The sequence below is a fragment of the Mesorhizobium sp. RCAM 05099 genome (genome assembly GCF_059683685.1).
In genome coordinates this window covers 3,584,716-3,599,858 of sequence record NZ_CM185035.1, presented here as the reverse complement: position 1 = coordinate 3,599,858, position 15,143 = coordinate 3,584,716, and the positions used below count along the sequence as shown (strand labels likewise).

The 15,143-nt window shown below is 60.5% G+C and carries 15 protein-coding genes and 1 pseudogene; 6 read left to right on the top strand and 10 right to left on the bottom strand.

Annotation, left to right across the window (positions count from 1 at the left end; translation table 11 throughout):
• The first annotated feature begins 15 nt into the window (after positions 1 to 15).
• Positions 16 to 819: a DUF72 domain-containing protein gene (locus AC56QQ_RS17600; protein ID WP_497122824.1), complete on the top strand. Its 804-nt coding sequence runs from the start codon at positions 16 to 18 to the stop codon at positions 817 to 819.
• Positions 820 to 1,017: 198 nt separating this feature from the next.
• A complete protein-coding gene (locus tag AC56QQ_RS17595; RefSeq protein ID WP_489861662.1) occupies positions 1,018 to 2,169 on the top strand; it encodes a GGDEF domain-containing protein in 1,152 nt (383 codons plus the stop codon).
• 17 nt (positions 2,170 to 2,186) lie between these two features.
• On the opposite strand, the gene AC56QQ_RS17590 is transcribed toward AC56QQ_RS17595, so the two are convergent.
• From AC56QQ_RS17590 to AC56QQ_RS17575, 4 genes are all read right to left on the bottom strand, one after another.
• A complete protein-coding gene (locus AC56QQ_RS17590; protein WP_497122823.1) occupies positions 2,187 to 2,795 on the bottom strand; it encodes a cysteine hydrolase family protein in 609 nt (202 codons plus the stop codon).
• Entirely contained in the window at positions 2,777 to 3,328 is a 552-nt protein-coding gene (locus AC56QQ_RS17585) for a DUF6894 family protein (RefSeq protein WP_497122822.1), read from the bottom strand. Before AC56QQ_RS17585 ends, AC56QQ_RS17590 begins: the two co-directional genes overlap by 19 nt.
• A gap of 72 nt (positions 3,329 to 3,400) precedes the next feature.
• The gene (locus tag AC56QQ_RS17580; RefSeq protein ID WP_497122821.1) at positions 3,401 to 3,685 is read right to left on the bottom strand and encodes a PRC-barrel domain containing protein; all 285 of its coding nucleotides are present in this window, start codon (positions 3,683 to 3,685) and stop codon (positions 3,401 to 3,403) included.
• 216 nt (positions 3,686 to 3,901) lie between these two features.
• Positions 3,902 to 4,435, bottom strand: coding sequence for an inorganic diphosphatase (locus AC56QQ_RS17575; protein ID WP_497122820.1), 534 nt, complete (start codon positions 4,433 to 4,435; stop codon positions 3,902 to 3,904).
• Positions 4,436 to 4,569: 134 nt separating this feature from the next.
• On the opposite strand from AC56QQ_RS17575, the gene AC56QQ_RS17570 reads away from it, so the two are divergent.
• Positions 4,570 to 4,779: a hypothetical protein gene (locus AC56QQ_RS17570; RefSeq protein WP_497122819.1), complete on the top strand. Its 210-nt coding sequence runs from the start codon at positions 4,570 to 4,572 to the stop codon at positions 4,777 to 4,779.
• Positions 4,780 to 5,001: 222 nt separating this feature from the next.
• On the opposite strand, the gene AC56QQ_RS17565 is transcribed toward AC56QQ_RS17570, so the two are convergent.
• The 6 genes and pseudogenes from AC56QQ_RS17565 to urtA form a co-directional block, all read right to left on the bottom strand.
• The gene (locus AC56QQ_RS17565) at positions 5,002 to 5,178 is read right to left on the bottom strand and encodes a hypothetical protein (RefSeq protein WP_489861668.1); all 177 of its coding nucleotides are present in this window, start codon (positions 5,176 to 5,178) and stop codon (positions 5,002 to 5,004) included.
• A gap of 261 nt (positions 5,179 to 5,439) precedes the next feature.
• Positions 5,440 to 6,135, bottom strand: coding sequence for an urea ABC transporter ATP-binding subunit UrtE (gene urtE, locus AC56QQ_RS17560; protein ID WP_056576776.1), 696 nt, complete (start codon positions 6,133 to 6,135; stop codon positions 5,440 to 5,442).
• 69 nt (positions 6,136 to 6,204) lie between these two features.
• Complete coding sequence (urtD, locus tag AC56QQ_RS17555; RefSeq protein ID WP_256750362.1) at positions 6,205 to 6,951, bottom strand: urea ABC transporter ATP-binding protein UrtD; 747 nt, start codon at positions 6,949 to 6,951, stop codon at positions 6,205 to 6,207.
• 5 nt (positions 6,952 to 6,956) lie between these two features.
• Positions 6,957 to 8,185 (bottom strand): annotated as a pseudogene (gene urtC / locus AC56QQ_RS17550) (urea ABC transporter permease subunit UrtC).
• On the bottom strand, positions 8,182 to 9,798 hold the full coding sequence (gene urtB, locus AC56QQ_RS17545; protein WP_497122818.1) for an urea ABC transporter permease subunit UrtB: 1,617 nt from the start codon (positions 9,796 to 9,798) through the stop codon (positions 8,182 to 8,184). The pseudogene urtC and the gene urtB overlap by 4 nt, the downstream one beginning before the upstream one ends.
• A gap of 110 nt (positions 9,799 to 9,908) precedes the next feature.
• Complete coding sequence (gene urtA / locus AC56QQ_RS17540) at positions 9,909 to 11,219, bottom strand: urea ABC transporter substrate-binding protein (protein WP_489861672.1); 1,311 nt, start codon at positions 11,217 to 11,219, stop codon at positions 9,909 to 9,911.
• 313 nt (positions 11,220 to 11,532) lie between these two features.
• Here urtA and AC56QQ_RS17535 point away from each other — a divergent pair, with 313 nt between their 5' ends.
• From AC56QQ_RS17535 to AC56QQ_RS17525, 3 genes are all read left to right on the top strand, one after another.
• On the top strand, positions 11,533 to 11,931 hold the full coding sequence (locus AC56QQ_RS17535; protein WP_489861673.1) for a hypothetical protein: 399 nt from the start codon (positions 11,533 to 11,535) through the stop codon (positions 11,929 to 11,931).
• Between the two features lie 137 nt (positions 11,932 to 12,068).
• Positions 12,069 to 13,547 (top strand): aspartate aminotransferase family protein, encoded by a 1,479-nt coding sequence (locus AC56QQ_RS17530; RefSeq protein WP_497101023.1) that lies wholly within the window; start codon positions 12,069 to 12,071, stop codon positions 13,545 to 13,547.
• A 35-nt stretch (positions 13,548 to 13,582) separates the two neighbouring features.
• Positions 13,583 to 15,142, top strand: a complete 1,560-nt coding sequence (locus tag AC56QQ_RS17525) for an ArnT family glycosyltransferase (protein WP_497122817.1) — start codon at positions 13,583 to 13,585, stop codon at positions 15,140 to 15,142.
• Position 15,143 lies beyond the last annotated feature (1 nt).

Genomic DNA, 15,143 nt, shown 5'->3' with positions numbered 1-15,143 from the left:
TTGGAGGAGAAGTCCATGAGCAAATCGGGAACAATCCGCGCCGGCATGGGAGGCTGGACCTTCGAGCCCTGGGACACGTCCTTCTATCCCGAGAAACTGTCCAAGGCGAAGCAACTGCACTATGCCAGCCGGCAAGTGCCGAGCATCGAGGTCAACGGCACCTATTATTCGAGCTTCAAGGAGCCTACCTTCGTCAAATGGGCAAGCGAGGCGCCGGACGGGTTCGTCTATGCGCTGAAGGGCAACCGCTTCGTGACCAATCGCCGCGTGCTCGGCGAGGCCGGCGAATCGATGATGCGTTTCCTTGGCTCGGGCGTTGCCGCACTCGGCGAAAAGCTCGGGCCGATCCTGTGGCAGTTCGCGCCGACCAAGAAATTCGATCCCGATGATTTCGAAGCCTTTCTGAAACTGCTTCCGGCAAAGCAGGACGGGGTTGCGCTGCGCCATGCGGTCGAGGTCCGCAACGACAGCTTCATCGTGCCGGAATTCGCCGCGCTTGCCCGCAAATACAAGGTCGCGATCGTCTATGCCGACCATGCCAAATACCCTGCAATCGCCGATGTCACCGGCGATTTCATCTATGCCCGGCTGCAGACCGGCAGCGACGACAACCCTGACTGCTACACGCCGAAAGGTCTCGACGAGTGGGCGGCACGCGCAAGGACATGGGCGGAGGGCAAGGTGCCAGCCGACCTGCCGCGCGCCGATCCCGCCACCGAGGCGCCCGTGCAGCCACGCGACGTGTTCGTCTACTTCATCACCGAAGGCAAGGTGCGTGCGCCATTCGGGGCGATGGCGCTGATGAAACGCGTGAGCTAGAGGGCGGGACGGCTGCCCTTCAACTTCTTGTCTTGAGCATCGGATCCAAAACCGGTGCCCCTTTTGGGTACGATGCTTTGACGCCGCGGAATCGCGCATCGTCGCCCTCATCGTAACCTTATCGATACCTCCTTGCTGCATGAATCCAGCGCGGCCAAGTCGCATATCCGGGACCGCCGCGGGCAAGGAACAAGGGGCATGTCGCTCGACTACAACTCACTTCTGCTGGCAGTTGGTTTTTCGGCTGCCTGCCTGAGCCTGACGTTGTTCGGTACGTGGCTGACCGCTCGCACGGAGAAGTTCCTGCTGACATGGGCGATCAGCGCATTGCTGGTGGTCGGCGACGTCTTCACCTACGACGCCTATATCGCCACGCCCGGACGCATCCTCGGGTTGGCCGCCTTCACCTTGCTGCTTGTCGGTTTCTCGATGATGCTTGGCGCCGCCCATCAGTTCAGAAGCGGCGGCTCACCCATGCCACATATCCTGATGGGCAGCGGCATTGCGCTTGCGGTGACGCTGCCGCCCATGGCTTTAGGCTATGACGGTCTCGGCTTCATGTTCGAGAACATGTTCGCCGCGCTGCTTTTGTTCGCGACGGCCGCCGAGTACTGGAAGGGGCGCGCCGAGGCCCCTGCCCTGGCGATCGGTGCCGCCGCGCTCTATTCGGCCACGGCCATATCCTTCGTACTGTGCGCGGCGGTTCTGGCATGGGATGGCAGACTGATTCTTGGACATGCCCCAAGCAACTGGGCCGAGGATCTGAGCCTCATCATTGTCATCGCCAGCATGACAGGTATTGGCGCATTGTCGCTGGCGCTCAATCAGGGACGCCTGGCCGGACATCACCGCCGCAATGCGTTGACCGATCCCTTGACCGGCCTGCTCAACCGCCGCGCCTTGTTCGATCTGCATGGCAATGCACCGGTCGGCGCATTCACCGCGGTGGTCGTGTTCGATCTCGACAGCTTCAAGGCCGTCAACGATGAATTTGGCCACGCCGCGGGTGATGAAGTCCTGAAGGTATTTGCCGGCGAACTCGCCGCCAATCTTCGCCCGACCGACGTCGCAGCACGCATGGGCGGCGAGGAATTCGCGCTGGTGTTGAAACGGACCTTGCCCGAAACGGTGGAGGCCACCGCCGAGGCGATACGGGCAGCTTTCGCCGCGTATCGCATCGAAACCGAGGCCGGCCCCCTGACATGCACGGTCAGCGCTGGATTTGCTTTCGGCACCAAGGAAGGCCTCAGCTTCGACAAAGTGCTCAGCGCCGCCGACAAGGCGCTTTATGCGGCCAAGCGCGGCGGCCGCAACCGGGTCACCGCCTCGGCATTGCGCCGCGCGGGCTAGAGGGGCGGCCTTCGATCTTATCGCCAATTATGCGTGACCTCCCGCATGGTCACTGCCTCGACCTGCTCGCTGAACCGCGAACGATAGAGTTCCATCAGCGCGTCGTGCGTCTCATCTGCGGAACTGCAGATGGCGTCGGTGACGAGAACAACGCGGAAGCCACGATCGATGACGCCAAGTACTGTGGCGAGCACACAGACATCGGTTTCACCTCCCGTAATCACCAAGGTATTTATGGCTGAGCCATGCAGCAGGGCGTCGAGCTGCCCTTCAGTCCATGGCGAATAGACGTGCTTGTCGACAAGTTTGGCCGGTGGCACGAAGCGTCGAAGTTGAGGCATGAGCTCGATCAGACCTGGATCGATACGTGAAAGCGTCACCTCCGCCCATCGACGATAGTAGCTCGCCCACATTCCTGGACCCTCGCCCGGACGCTGGGCGGGAATGAAGCGGGTGAAAAGTGTTCGCTCCGGCTGCCTGGCCACCAGTTCCTCTATGGCCGGTACCACTTTCTCGGCCCATGGCACGGCCCAAGGCCCGCCCACGCCGAACAGGCGCTGCATGTCGACGCAGACATGCAGGCAGTTTTCGCCAAGAGGTCCGTGAACTAACCCTCGCGCGGCCACGGCTGGTCTCCGCCAGCCATGCGCTGCTGGCTTCCCTGCCTGGCCGCTTGCGCCTCGGCCACGTCAACCACACAGAGGAGCTCGCCGTTTTCGCTGAATACGCGAACCAGCCAACCGGACAAATCGTCCGTGCCGGTCTGCAAGTCGAGCAGGAGATCGACTGCACAGCGGATTGCCTCCGACCGGGCGGCATCAAGGTTTGGCATCCTGGACGGAGGTATCCGTCGGATGGTGTCTCCGTCGCGATATTCAAAGATATACGCATCACCATTCCCGTCGCTTGCCGCCGTGACCGCAAGCTCATCAAAATTGCCATTGCTATTCGCATCATAGTCGTTAGCGGCAAGGCCGAACGTAGCCGTCTGAACCAGGATCGCCCTGGCACGAGTCAGCGCGTCCTCCTCGCTCTTTCCGTCGGCACCAGCCATGTCCACGGTGACACATTCACTGCCCTCGCCGTAGAACAGGACGCGACGGACGGACCGACCATCTGGTGCCGCGGCATTCTTGACTTCGGTTCTAATGATTTGCATGGCGGACTCCTGTCGTCTTCACAAAATCGGGGCCGACATCGGGGCCGACCGAAGCCAAGCCTTTATTGATCTTCAATCCTGATGCTCTGGCATGTCCTTGAGCTGATCCTTCGTCCAGGTGGTAACCGCGTGAACATCGCCGGCCTCGTCACGCATGAAGTCCAACTGACTGGCGGGCACAGCAACGGGTTTTGCCCCAATGCCTAGGAAGCCTCCCACATCGATGACGACCTGGCTGCCGTGCAGATGAGAGACCGTGCCGACCTTCTCGTCGTCGGCGCCGTAGATGGTCGCGCCGTCGAGCATCTCGGAGGTCAATTCATTGCCGGAAAGGCGTACGTGGTTGATGTGATCCATGGCTGCATCTCCTGTCGTGTGAGACTGTTGCAACCTGCGACGCGACGAACGGTTCCGCGTGGATTGATGACGCGTGGCAAAATTTGGAGGCAGACCTTCATTCCGAGGTCTCGGTCAGCGCCGACGCGTTTCAAGGGCAGCTGGAACAGCTGATCGCTCGGCATCCGGCATGAACGACTTCATGGCCCGCAGGCTAAAATTCAACCTGCGTTCAACTCAACGGCGCGCTGAAAAAGCGTTCATACCCTTCTTGATGGCCTTGCGAGCTTCCGCAGCATTTTGCCAGCCCTTGAACTTGATGGTCTTGCCGGTCCCAAGCACCGACGAGGCAAAGAACTGCTCGATTTCACGTCGCAGATCCTCTCGAACGTGATCCGCTGCAACGAGTTCGTCGGAAGCATCCTCCCTATGCGGACAGAAGACATAACGGTCGTTGCGCAGGACCTCGCCGCCTTCGTCCTTCTGCTTGACGCGCAAGGCACCTAGCAGGTTGCATTTGATCACCACGCCGGGGGCTGTTGCTGCCTGATGGATTACAAGCCCGTCGAGAGGATCACCATCTTCACCCAACGTTGAAGGGATGAAGCCCCAATCGTAAGGATACATCATTCCAACCGGCAAGGGACGGACATAGCCGAACATCTGCGTTTCTGGCTCGAAAGCCAGTTTCGCCATCGCGCCACGTGGAGTTTCGATCACCACTCGAACGAGGCCCTTCGTGGTTGCCGGCAGCTTCAGAAAATTGGGCATCCAGGTGCCTCTTCTCGGTTAAGCCCCCATCTTCGCGAGATTTCGTTGCTATTCGCATCGCACGGCGGCAGGCGATGGAACTTCACAACGCAAAGAATGTTCCGAAGAAGAAGGCCCCTCAGGAGAGTCCAGGCATGACAAAAGCTTCTCTGCACCTACTGAAGGGGGTAGGCTATTTGATCTCTACCGCGAGCGTAATCCTGCTCGCCATCGTGAGTTGGTCAAGCGCTTCGGAAAGCGCTTTGCTCACCGCCTGCTTGATTGGCGGCGCAGCGTTCTCCATCGTTGGAATGTTCTGCCGCTGGCTGACATACCAAATTGAAAAGCACCGGAGCGGCGATTAGAAGACCGAAAGCATCCCTCATGCCGAGGACAGGATCATGCCAGCGTGCAGGATGGCCGGCTACTCCATCGCCGCCTGTTCAACAACCATTGCCGGCCTGATTTTCGGCACAGAACCCCGGCAGGCTGATCCTTGACCAGAGGGCATCTGGTTCAAACAACTGGCTTGCCGCAGGCGGACGAGCGCCGGTTATCTGTTGCATACAATGAGATCGAAGCGCTTTCTACGCCGCCATCACGACTTCATTGAAGGCATCGAGGTCGACATAGAAGACCTTGGTGATTTCCTCGATCAGCTCGTCGTAGTCGTACCCCTGGGACCTCAATATGTTGATGGCGGTGATGATATCGACGCGCTCCGTAAGCCGCCGCTTCTGGTAATCTTCGACATAGCGTTCCATGGCTGTCCCTTGGCCTGTGTGCCCAAACGCGTTGAACGACCAACAGATCGCAGGAGGGAAGCTAGGGAGCCTTGCTTGCGTGGAACTTGCCGGCTGGAGCCTGCACCTTCCCCTGATCTGCAACCAACCAGACTGATACGGAAAGCGGCCGACTCACCAAGGCCAAATAAAGACTAACACGCCACGGTCGACGTGCCAGAGTTGCGCGGGGGTCTTTGAAGAAAGATTGGGGCGCGACCGCGCGGGTGACGACCAGACGGACTACACCGTCAGGAATTTGCGAACGTCCGCCCTGTCGAGATCTTCCGCCGGACCAGTGTGGACGATCAGCCCCCGGTCCATGATGTTCACCTCGTCGGCGAGTTCGCGGCAGAAATCGAGATACTGTTCGACCAGCAGCACGGCAATGCCGGCCTGGTCGCGCAAATAGCGGATGGCACGGCCGATATCCTTGATGATCGACGGCTGGATGCCTTCCGTCGGCTCGTCGAGCACCAGCAGTTTCGGCCGCATCACCAATGCCCTGCCAATAGCGAGCTGCTGCTGCTGGCCGCCGGAAAGGTCACCGCCGCGGCGACCCAGCATCTGCTTCAGGACCGGAAACAGCTCGAAGACATGGGCGGGCACATTGCGGTCGGCCCGTTTCAGCGGCGCGAAACCTGATTCGAGGTTTTCCCGCACCGTCAGCAGCGGAAAGATCTCCCTGCCCTGCGGTACGAATGCGATGCCCGACCGGGCGCGGTCATACGCCGCGCTCCGGTCGAGCGCCTTCCCCTCGAAGGCAACACTTCCGCTCGTCAGCCGATGGTGGCCAACGATCGATCTCATCAAACTGGTCTTGCCGACCCCGTTGCGGCCGAGCACGCAGGTGATCTTGCCGGCGCCCGCCTTCAGCGATACGCCACGCAGCGCCTGGGCGGCGCCGTAGTGAAGCGTGGCGTTCGAAACTTCGAGCATGTCAGCGCCTTTTCCAGAACCTCAGGAAGGACAGATCGAAGCGATGGAATTGAACCCGCCACACCATGCTCATCTCCCCAGATAGACTTCGACGACGCGCTCGTCGGCCGAAACGAAATCAAGCGTGCCCTCGGACAGTACCGAACCCTCGTGCAGACAGGTGACCTTGACGCCGAGTTCGCGCACGAAATGCATGTCGTGCTCGACGACGATGACCGAATGGTCACGGGCAATGTCCTTGAGCAGCCGTGCGGTTTCCTCGGTCTCGGCATCGGTCATGCCGGCAACCGGCTCGTCGACCAGAAGGAGCTTCGGGTCCTGCGCCAGGAGCATGCCTATCTCCAGCCACTGCTTTTGGCCGTGACTGAGATTGGCCGCCAGTTCGTCGCGCTTGTCGCCTAGCCGGATGATGCCGAGGATATCGTCGATCTGCCGCGCCTCCGCGGCCGAGCGCCGGTGGAACAGCGCCGGAAAGATCGAGCGCGGCCCCTTCAGCGCCAGCATCAGGTTCTCCTCGATCGTGTGGCTTTCGAAGACGGTCGGCTTCTGGAATTTGCGGCCGATGCCCATCATGGCGATCTCGGCTTCGTCGTGCTTGGTGAGGTCGACCTGTCCGTCGAAGAACACCTCGCCCTCGTCGGGCCGCGTCTTGCCGGTGACGATGTCCATCATCGTCGTCTTGCCGGCGCCGTTGGGGCCGATGATGGCGCGCATCTCACCCTTGTCGAGCACCAGCGACAGATTGTTGATGGCGCGAAAACCGTCGAACGAGACCGAGACGCCGTCGAGGTAAAGGATGGTGTTGCTCTTCGACATGCCCCTCACTCCGCCGGCTGTGGTTCGGGGTTGGACGAAGACCATTCGCCTGGCGTTCTTGCTGCTGCCCGGACGATCTTCGGTGGCGCCGGGTCGACATACGTGCCGGCTTCTTCGGCGGCGGATGCCGCTCGCAACGCCCTGGCGTTGCCGCGCCAGAATCCCACATGCCGATGATGCCCTTGGGCAAAAGCAGCGTGACGGCGACGAACAGGCCGCCCAGCGCAAACAGCCAGAATTCCGGCAACACACCGGTGAACCAGGATTTGCCGGCATTGACGAGCAGAGCACCGATGATCGGTCCGACAATGGTGCCGCGACCGCCGACGGCCGCCCAGATCACCACCTCAATCGAATTGGACGGTTCAAATTCGCCGGGGTTGATGATGCCGACCTGCGGCACGTAGAGCGCGCCTGCTATGCCGGCCATGACGGCCGAGACAGTGAAAGCGAACAGCTTGACGTTCTCGGCCCGCCAGCCGAGGAAGCGCGTGCGGCTCTCGGCGTCACGCACGGCCATCAGCAGCTTGCCGTATTTGGAGCCGACGATCGCCCAGGTGACGAAGACGGCAAGCGCGAGCGTCACCGCGCTGGCGGCGAACAGCGCCGAGCGCGTCGCGTCGGCCTGCACGTTGAACCCCAGAATATCCTTGAAATCGGTCAGGCCGTTATTGCCGCCGAAACCCATGTCGTTGCGGAAAAAGGCGAGCAGCAGCGCATAGGTCATCGCCTGGGTGATGATCGACAGATAGACGCCGGTGACACGGCTGCGGAAGGCGAACCAGCCGAAGACGAAGGCGAGCAGGCCGGGCACGGCCAGCACCATGAGGCCAGCGAACCAGAAATGGTCGAAGCCGTACCAGAACCACGGCAATTCCTTGTAGTTCAGGAACACCATGAAGTCCGGCAGGATGGGGTTGCCATAGACGCCGCGCGAGCCGATCTGGCGCATCAGATACATGCCCATCGCATAGCCGCCAAGCGCGAAGAAGGCGCCGTGGCCGAGCGAAAGAATGCCGCAATAGCCCCAGACAAGGTCGAGCGCCAAGGCAAGCAGCGCATAGCAGAGATATTTGCCGGTCAGTGCGACGATGTAGGGTGGGACATAGAAGGCGCTCGTCGGCGATACGACGAGATTGAGCAGCGGCACGATGAGGGCCACCGCCAGCAGCATGAAGATGGTGATGGCGATGCGGCGATCCGCGCCCGCGGCAAAGAAGCGTCCGGTGATCATGCTTCCACCGCCCTGCCCTTAAGCGCGAACAGGCCGCGCGGGCGCTTCTGGATGAACAGGATGATCAGGACCAGCACGACGATCTTGCCGAGCACCGCGCCGGCATAGGGCTCGAGGAACTTGTTGACGATGCCGAGCGAGAAGGCGCCGACCAGCGTGCCCCACAGATTGCCGACACCGCCGAAGACGACAACCATGAAGCTGTCGATGATGTAGCCGCGGCCGAGATTGGGCGAGACGTTGTCGATCTGGCTGAGCGCGACACCGGCGATACCGGCAATGCCGGATCCGAGCGCGAAGGTCAGCGCGTCGACCCATGGCGTCCTGATGCCCATCGAAGCGGCCATGCGCCGGTTGGCGGTGACGGCGCGCATCTGCAGCCCCCAGGGCGTGCGCTTCATCACATAGAGCAGCACCGCGAAGACGCTGAGCGCGAAAACCAGAATCCATAGGCGGTTCCAGGTGATCGCAAGCTGTCCGACATTGAACGAGCCCGACATCCACGACGGATTGCCGACCTCCTGGTTGGTCGGACCGAATATGCTGCGCACGGCCTGCTGCAGGATCAGCGAGACGCCCCAAGTCGCCAGCAGCGTTTCCAGTGGCCGCCCATAGAGGAAGCGGATGACGCCGCGCTCTATTGCCAGGCCGACGAGCGCGGCGACGAGGAAGGCGAGCGGCAGGGCGATCACCAGCGACCAGTCGAACAGGCCGGGAAATGATGTGCGGATCACCTGCTGGACGACGAAGGTGGTGTAGGCGCCGAGCATGACCATCTCGCCATGCGCCATGTTGATGACGCCCATGACGCCGAAGGTGATGGCAAGCCCGATCGCGGCAAGCAGCAAGACCGAGCCCAGCGAAATGCCGTACCAGATGTTCTGGCCGGCATCCCAGAACGCCAGCGTCGAATTGATGTTGCGAATAGCCGCTGTCGCCGCTTCCTTGACCGCGTCCGGGGCGTTCGCCTCGACCGAGGTGAGCAGCGAAACCGCGTCGCGGTCGCCCCGTGCGCCGATCAGCGCGATTGCGGCGAGCTTGTCGGCATCCGGCCGGTCGGAGACCAGGACGGAGGCGGCGCGGGCCTGTTCGAGCAGGGCCTTGACGCTTGCCACGGTCTCCTTGGCGATCGCGGCGTCGAGCGGCTCGATGTTTGCGGCATCGGGTGTCTTGAACATGGTGTCGGCGGCGGCGATGCGCACGGCCGGGTCCTTGGCGCCAAGCGTCAGCGTGCCGAGCGCATCGCGGATGACGCGGCGCAGCGTGTTGTTGACCTTGATCTTGGTGATGTCGTCCTTGGCGGCGTCGGCCGACTTCTCGCCACTTAGCGGGTCGAGCAGTTCAACGCTGTCGCCAGTCTCCTTGCCGACAAAGACCAGGGAATCGGCCTTGCGGATATAGAGATTGCCGTCGGCAAGTGCGGCAAGCGGCCGCTCGACCGCCGGGTCGCCTGTAGCCGCCAGTTCGTGAACGACCGCCCCTATCTCCGAAAAGCCCTTGGCCGTCGCGAATTTGGCGATGATGCCACGCAGATCGGCTTCGCTTGCACCCGATGACGACAGCGTCGCCAGCAGGACCAGCAGTGTCAGGCCAATCGCACGGAACAGGTTCATTGGCTTCAGGCAGCTCCTGAAAGGTTGATTTCGCGCCCGGGCGGACTGGAGGACGAAGCCCGCCCGGAGCGCTTGCGGGGCACGGACCTGAAGGTCCAGCCCTGGGAGGATCAGTTCGTGCCCTTGCCGCCGCACTTGCCGGTGGCGACATTGAAGTTGCCGCAGGACAGTGGCGCGCGCCAATCGGAGATCAAGTCCTTGGAGTCAGGCAGGTAGTCGGACCACTCGTCGCCCATCACCAGACCCGGCGTGCGCGAAACCGTCTCGAACTGGCCATCGGCCTGGATTTCACCGATCAGAACCGGCTTGGTGATGTGGTGGTTCGGCATCATCGTCGAGTAGCCGCCGGTCAGGTTCGGGACCGAAACGCCGATCATGGCGTCGATGACCTTGTCCGGATCGGTGGTGCCGGCCTTCTCGACCGCCTTCACCCACATGTTGAAGCCGATATAGTGGGCTTCCATCGGGTCGTTGGTGGTGCGCTTGTCGTTCTTGATGAACTTGTGCCAGTCGGCGATGAACTTCTTGTTCTCGGGCGTGTCAACGCTCTCGAAATAGTTCCAGGCGGCGAGATGGCCGACCAGCGGCGCGGTGTCGAGACCGGCAAGTTCTTCCTCGCCGACCGAGAAGGCCATGACCGGAATGTCCTCGGCCTTGATGCCCTGGTTGCCGAGTTCCTTGTAGAACGGCACGTTGGCGTCGCCGTTGACGGTCGACACCACGGCGGTCTTCTTGCCGGCCGAACCGAATTTCTTGATGGCCGAAACTTCGGTCTGCCAGTCGGAGAAGCCGAACGGCGTGTAGTTGACCATGATGTCTTCCGCCGCGACGCCCTTGGCCTTCAGGTAGGCCTCGAGGATCTTGTTGGTGGTGCGCGGATAGACGTAGTCGGTGCCTTCGAGCACCCAGCGCTTCACCGAACCACCGTCCTCGCTCATCAGATAGTCGACCGCCGGGATTGCCTGCTGGTTCGGCGCGGCACCCGTGTAGAACACGTTGCGCTCGCTTTCCTCGCCCTCATACTGGACGGGATAGAACAGGATATTGTCGAGTTCGGAGAACACCGGCAGCACCGACTTGCGCGAGACCGAGGTCCAGCAGCCGAACACCGCCGCGACCTTGTCCTTGGAGATCAGCTCGCGCGCCTTCTCGGCGAACAGCGGCCAGTTGGAAGCAGGGTCGACGACGACGGCTTCGAGCTTCTTGCCGAGCAGGCCGCCCTTGGCGTTCTGTTCGTCGATGAGCATCAGCATGGCGTCCTTCAGCGTCGTCTCCGAAATCGCCATGGTCCCCGACAGCGAATGGAGAATGCCGACCTTGATCGTGTCGTCAGCCGCCTTGGCGGGCATGGACATCAACAGGCCTGCCGCGACCACGCTCGCCGAAAACATTTTTGTAATTGTCGAGAAATTACCCCTCATGCCTAACACTCCCAAGCTGGTTGATTGCACCGCAACACTACGATGCAACCCCCATGCCAACCGCCAAGGCGGTGTCGACGAAGGGATGATAATGCAATATTATCAACTGCTTGATATATTAGAGTTCTGAAAACAAAGAGAGCCGGTTAAAAATTGATTGAGAGAAATTTGCGCAACGCGCAAGGGTTTTGCCTAATTTTCGCCCAATTTGACCGTGTGCCTACATTTTGATCGTCAGGCGCGGCACCGCAGACAACAAATGTTGCGGCACAGCGCAAAAATAGGGCAAGCTCGCCGCTCAAGCGAGCACGTCATGGCATCCAGAATTTCACGCATTTTCATCGGCATATTGCTTCTTGCGGCGGCGACCGGCACCGCACGAGCCGACTTCAGCGATGGCAAGATGCCGGATGGCACCTATCATTGCGAGGTCTACCTGCTCGGCCTGTTCCTCAATCTCGGCGACATCACCATCAAGGGAAACGTCTACAGCGGCCCGGTCACCTTTGGGACCGCCCAGCAGGCTTACAATTATCAGATGGATGCAAACGGCGTGATCTCCTGGCTGGGACCGTTGGGCGGCTACACCGCCGGCGGCAACTCGATCTCGCTGACCCAGGCCACGCTTGACGGCGAGACCCCGCCCTCCTTCGACATCATCATGAAGCAACCGGACGGTGCCTTCACCGCCTCGACCTGCACCAAGCACTAACAAGGCGACAAGTCCGGAACTGCGCGGAACCCGGCTGTTTATAAGCCCTGACATATATAATTCGTTAAATAGCGGCGCGTTGCCGCCCATGTTAAGAATTATTCAATCGCTGGAGCTTGGGAGTACAGCAATTGAATATGATGCGCGTCGCGGCGTCGCCTAAAAGCTCAGAAACCAATGAAAAGTCACTGCTAACCCTTGAGCAGTGCTTTGACCTGGACAGCAAAGCCGCCAATGAGCTTTACGCAAAACATTTGAATAAATACATGCTCCAGCTCTTCGATATCCTTGGACTGAAGGATATGGACATGAGGGGCGCGCAGGGCGTCGAGATCTGGCTGAATGACGGCCGTACGCTCCTCGACTTTTCCGCTGGCCTCGGTGTCCTTGGGCTCGGTCACAACCATCCGCGCATTATAGAGGCGGAGCGCAAATGCCATGAGCGCAAGATCGTCGACTGCATCAAAATCGCGCCTCACAAATTGCAGGGCGCTCTTGCGTATAACCTGTCGCGTTTCCTGCCCGCGCCACTAGCGGTCTCGTTTCTCGCAGTCTCGGGCGCCGAAGCGAATGAAGCGGCGATGAAACTGAGCGAACGCGTGCAGACCCCCAAAGGCAAGAAGAAATTTCTCTGCATGCAGGGCGCGTTTCACGGCAAAACCCATGGCGCGCTATCCCTGACGACCGCGACGGACGTGCAATCCGGGTTCCTTTTGGGCGTGCCAAAGGAAAACGTCATTTATGCCAGGTATGGCGACATCGATTCACTGCGAGAGGCGATCCGCGCGGAGACGGATGGTAGCGGCGGCAATTCCATTATAGCCGCGATCGTCGAGACAATTCGTGGTACCTCCTGCGAAATCCCCCCTGCCGGTTATTTGACGCAGTTCGTGGAGCATTGCCGGGACAACGATATCCTGTCCATTTTCGACGAAGTAAAGGTCGGCATGGGACGAAGCGGCAGGTTCTGTGCTTTCCAGCATGAAGGAGCCGTTCCCGACATCGTGACGCTTGCCAAGACCCTGGGCGGCGGCAAGCGGGAAGTGGCTGCCATGGTCACCTCCCAACTATTGTTTGATCGGGCTTACGGCAACAAACAGGACTGCAACCTTCACAGTTCCAGCTTCAGCGGGCTTGGCGAAAGCTGCGCCGTCGCGATCGAGACGCTGAATATCCTGCAAGACGAAAGACTTATCGAGAACGCCGAGAGGATGGGGGGCTATCTCTCCAATGGTCTTCACCGGCTGAAGGCAAAACACCCGAGGCACGTTCTCGATGTGCGCGGACGTGGAATGTTTCAGGCGATCCGTTTGAACTTTCATCAGGATCTGGCGGAAAAGCTGGTCGACATCGACAAAAATCCACTGTTCCAGACCTATCAGACAGTGTTGATCGGCGCCCTCGTCCGCGAGCTTTACGACCGCCACGACATACTGGTGCATTTCCAGCCGGGCGCGCGGGACATCCTGCATTTCATGCCGCCCTTTGTGGTGCGGGAAGAGCAGATCGACAAGCTCATCGCGGCGCTGGACGACATTCTCTCTCGAGGATTGAGCGATGCTGCCGTTCGCTTTGTAGCCAAAAACATCAAGCGCGTCTTTCGAGGCATCGCCTGAAGGCGGCACGCAGAGTCTGCGATGGGGGCCTGGACATGGATGGTTACATCCTCAATTCGACCGAGAGCCGCTGGACATCGGATATCGGTCTGGCGAGCCGGCTCTATTGGGCCGGAATGGCTTTCTTTTCGCTGGCTTCCCTTGTTCTATTCCTGATCAACACCCGCCACGGCATCGGAATCTATCCCGACAGCTTGCGTTATATGGGGATCAGCGAACGGCCCTACGATGCGCCGCTCTATGCATGGCTGCTGATGGGGATTTCCGCGACCGGGGTCGACCCGTCAGCCGGAGCAAAAGCCATCGGCCTGTTCTTCGTCTGTGCGAACACGATCCTGATCTGGCATCTGCTGGTGCGCGCCAGCGGGAAATATGTCTACGCTGCCGCGGGGACCGCGATCATCACGCTTGCCCCTCAGTTCGTGACGCTTCACTCGCTCGCGATGTCGGAACCGCCGTTCCTGTTTTTCCTCCTGGTCACCGTGCTTGCGCTGTTGCGCTATTTCGAGACCGACGACAGGACATGGCTGAAGGCAAGCGCGGTCCTGCTCGGCCTTACGACGCTGGTGCGCTTTACCGCGCCGCCGCTTGGCGCGGCGATTGCGATATGCCTTCTTCTCAATCCTCGGCACACGCTGTCCCGCCGCTTCGTCGACGCCACTATTTTCGCGGTGGTGAGCACGGCGATCTTCCTCTGCTGGGCGGTGATGAGTGAGATCATCGCCGACCGTTCCATTGGTCGCGCGCTCTGGTTCTACGGCAATATGGGGGCCAGCGAGTGGCTGAAAAGCCTTGGGGCAATGACGGCATGGCTGCTGCCCGACGAGGTGCCATTCGTGGCCCGCGTTGTCCTGCTTAGCGCTTTTGCAGCCGCCGCCGCCTACCTGACCTTCCTTCATGCCCGTGAACCGCGTCGGCACGCAGGGCAGGCCAAGGTCGCCGACGCTCTGCTGCCCACCCTTTTCGGGCTGTTTTTCTTCTTCTACCTGGGCTTCATGGTTCTTTCGACCTCGGTCGAGGCGAACCTGTCTTTGAGTGGCCGCTACGCCTTTCCGGTGTACGTGACCACCGCTTTGATGATCACCATCGTCCTAGCCCATGTCGGCGACGCCAAGGGGCTTGTGAAGCTGCTCCACTACGGGCTTGTCTGCTTCGCCCTTCTGGTGTTCGGCGGCCACGTGGTCCGCACGGCCGTGCGATCGTCCGAGGCGTATCGTTCAGGGATCGGCTATGCCAGCCGCGAATGGGTGAACTCCCCGACAATGCAGGCGCTGCGACAACTGCCGGCGGATGCATCGATCTACAGCAATGGCGCCGACGTCGTCGCCTATGTGCTGAGACGAGAATCCCATTTCCTTCCGGAACGCATACAGTTGCGAACGGGCCGCGACAACCCAGCCAATCCGTACGAGAGACAGCTGCAAACGCTGCGCGACGATCTGACCAAAGAGCATTCCTATGTAGCGATCTTCGACGCCATCGACTGGCGTTTCTATCTCGTCAGCGAAGCTGAACTGAAACAGCGTCTCTCGCTCGTCACCGTCGCAACCGAGGCGGATGGCCGTATCTATGCGATGCCAAAAACGACCAGGTAAC

What these genes read in the sequence shown, in the direction of transcription:
- AC56QQ_RS17600 (WP_497122824.1), top strand. Translation starts at nt 16, where the DNA reads ATGAGCAAATCGGGAACAATCCGCGCCGGCATGGGAGGCTGGACCTTC.
- AC56QQ_RS17595 (WP_489861662.1), top strand. Translation starts at nt 1,018, where the DNA reads ATGTCGCTCGACTACAACTCACTTCTGCTGGCAGTTGGTTTTTCGGCT.
- AC56QQ_RS17585 (WP_497122822.1), bottom strand. Translation starts at nt 3,328, where the DNA reads ATGCAAATCATTAGAACCGAAGTCAAGAATGCCGCGGCACCAGATGGT.
- AC56QQ_RS17580 (WP_497122821.1), bottom strand. Translation starts at nt 3,685, where the DNA reads ATGGATCACATCAACCACGTACGCCTTTCCGGCAATGAATTGACCTCC.
- AC56QQ_RS17575 (WP_497122820.1), bottom strand. Translation starts at nt 4,435, where the DNA reads ATGCCCAATTTTCTGAAGCTGCCGGCAACCACGAAGGGCCTCGTTCGA.
- AC56QQ_RS17570 (WP_497122819.1), top strand. Translation starts at nt 4,570, where the DNA reads ATGACAAAAGCTTCTCTGCACCTACTGAAGGGGGTAGGCTATTTGATC.
- AC56QQ_RS17565 (WP_489861668.1), bottom strand. Translation starts at nt 5,178, where the DNA reads ATGGAACGCTATGTCGAAGATTACCAGAAGCGGCGGCTTACGGAGCGC.
- urtE (WP_056576776.1), bottom strand. Translation starts at nt 6,135, where the DNA reads ATGCTCGAAGTTTCGAACGCCACGCTTCACTACGGCGCCGCCCAGGCG.
- urtD (WP_256750362.1), bottom strand. Translation starts at nt 6,951, where the DNA reads ATGTCGAAGAGCAACACCATCCTTTACCTCGACGGCGTCTCGGTCTCG.
- urtB (WP_497122818.1), bottom strand. Translation starts at nt 9,798, where the DNA reads ATGAACCTGTTCCGTGCGATTGGCCTGACACTGCTGGTCCTGCTGGCG.
- urtA (WP_489861672.1), bottom strand. Translation starts at nt 11,219, where the DNA reads ATGAGGGGTAATTTCTCGACAATTACAAAAATGTTTTCGGCGAGCGTG.
- AC56QQ_RS17535 (WP_489861673.1), top strand. Translation starts at nt 11,533, where the DNA reads ATGGCATCCAGAATTTCACGCATTTTCATCGGCATATTGCTTCTTGCG.
- AC56QQ_RS17530 (WP_497101023.1), top strand. Translation starts at nt 12,069, where the DNA reads ATGATGCGCGTCGCGGCGTCGCCTAAAAGCTCAGAAACCAATGAAAAG.
- AC56QQ_RS17525 (WP_497122817.1), top strand. Translation starts at nt 13,583, where the DNA reads ATGGATGGTTACATCCTCAATTCGACCGAGAGCCGCTGGACATCGGAT.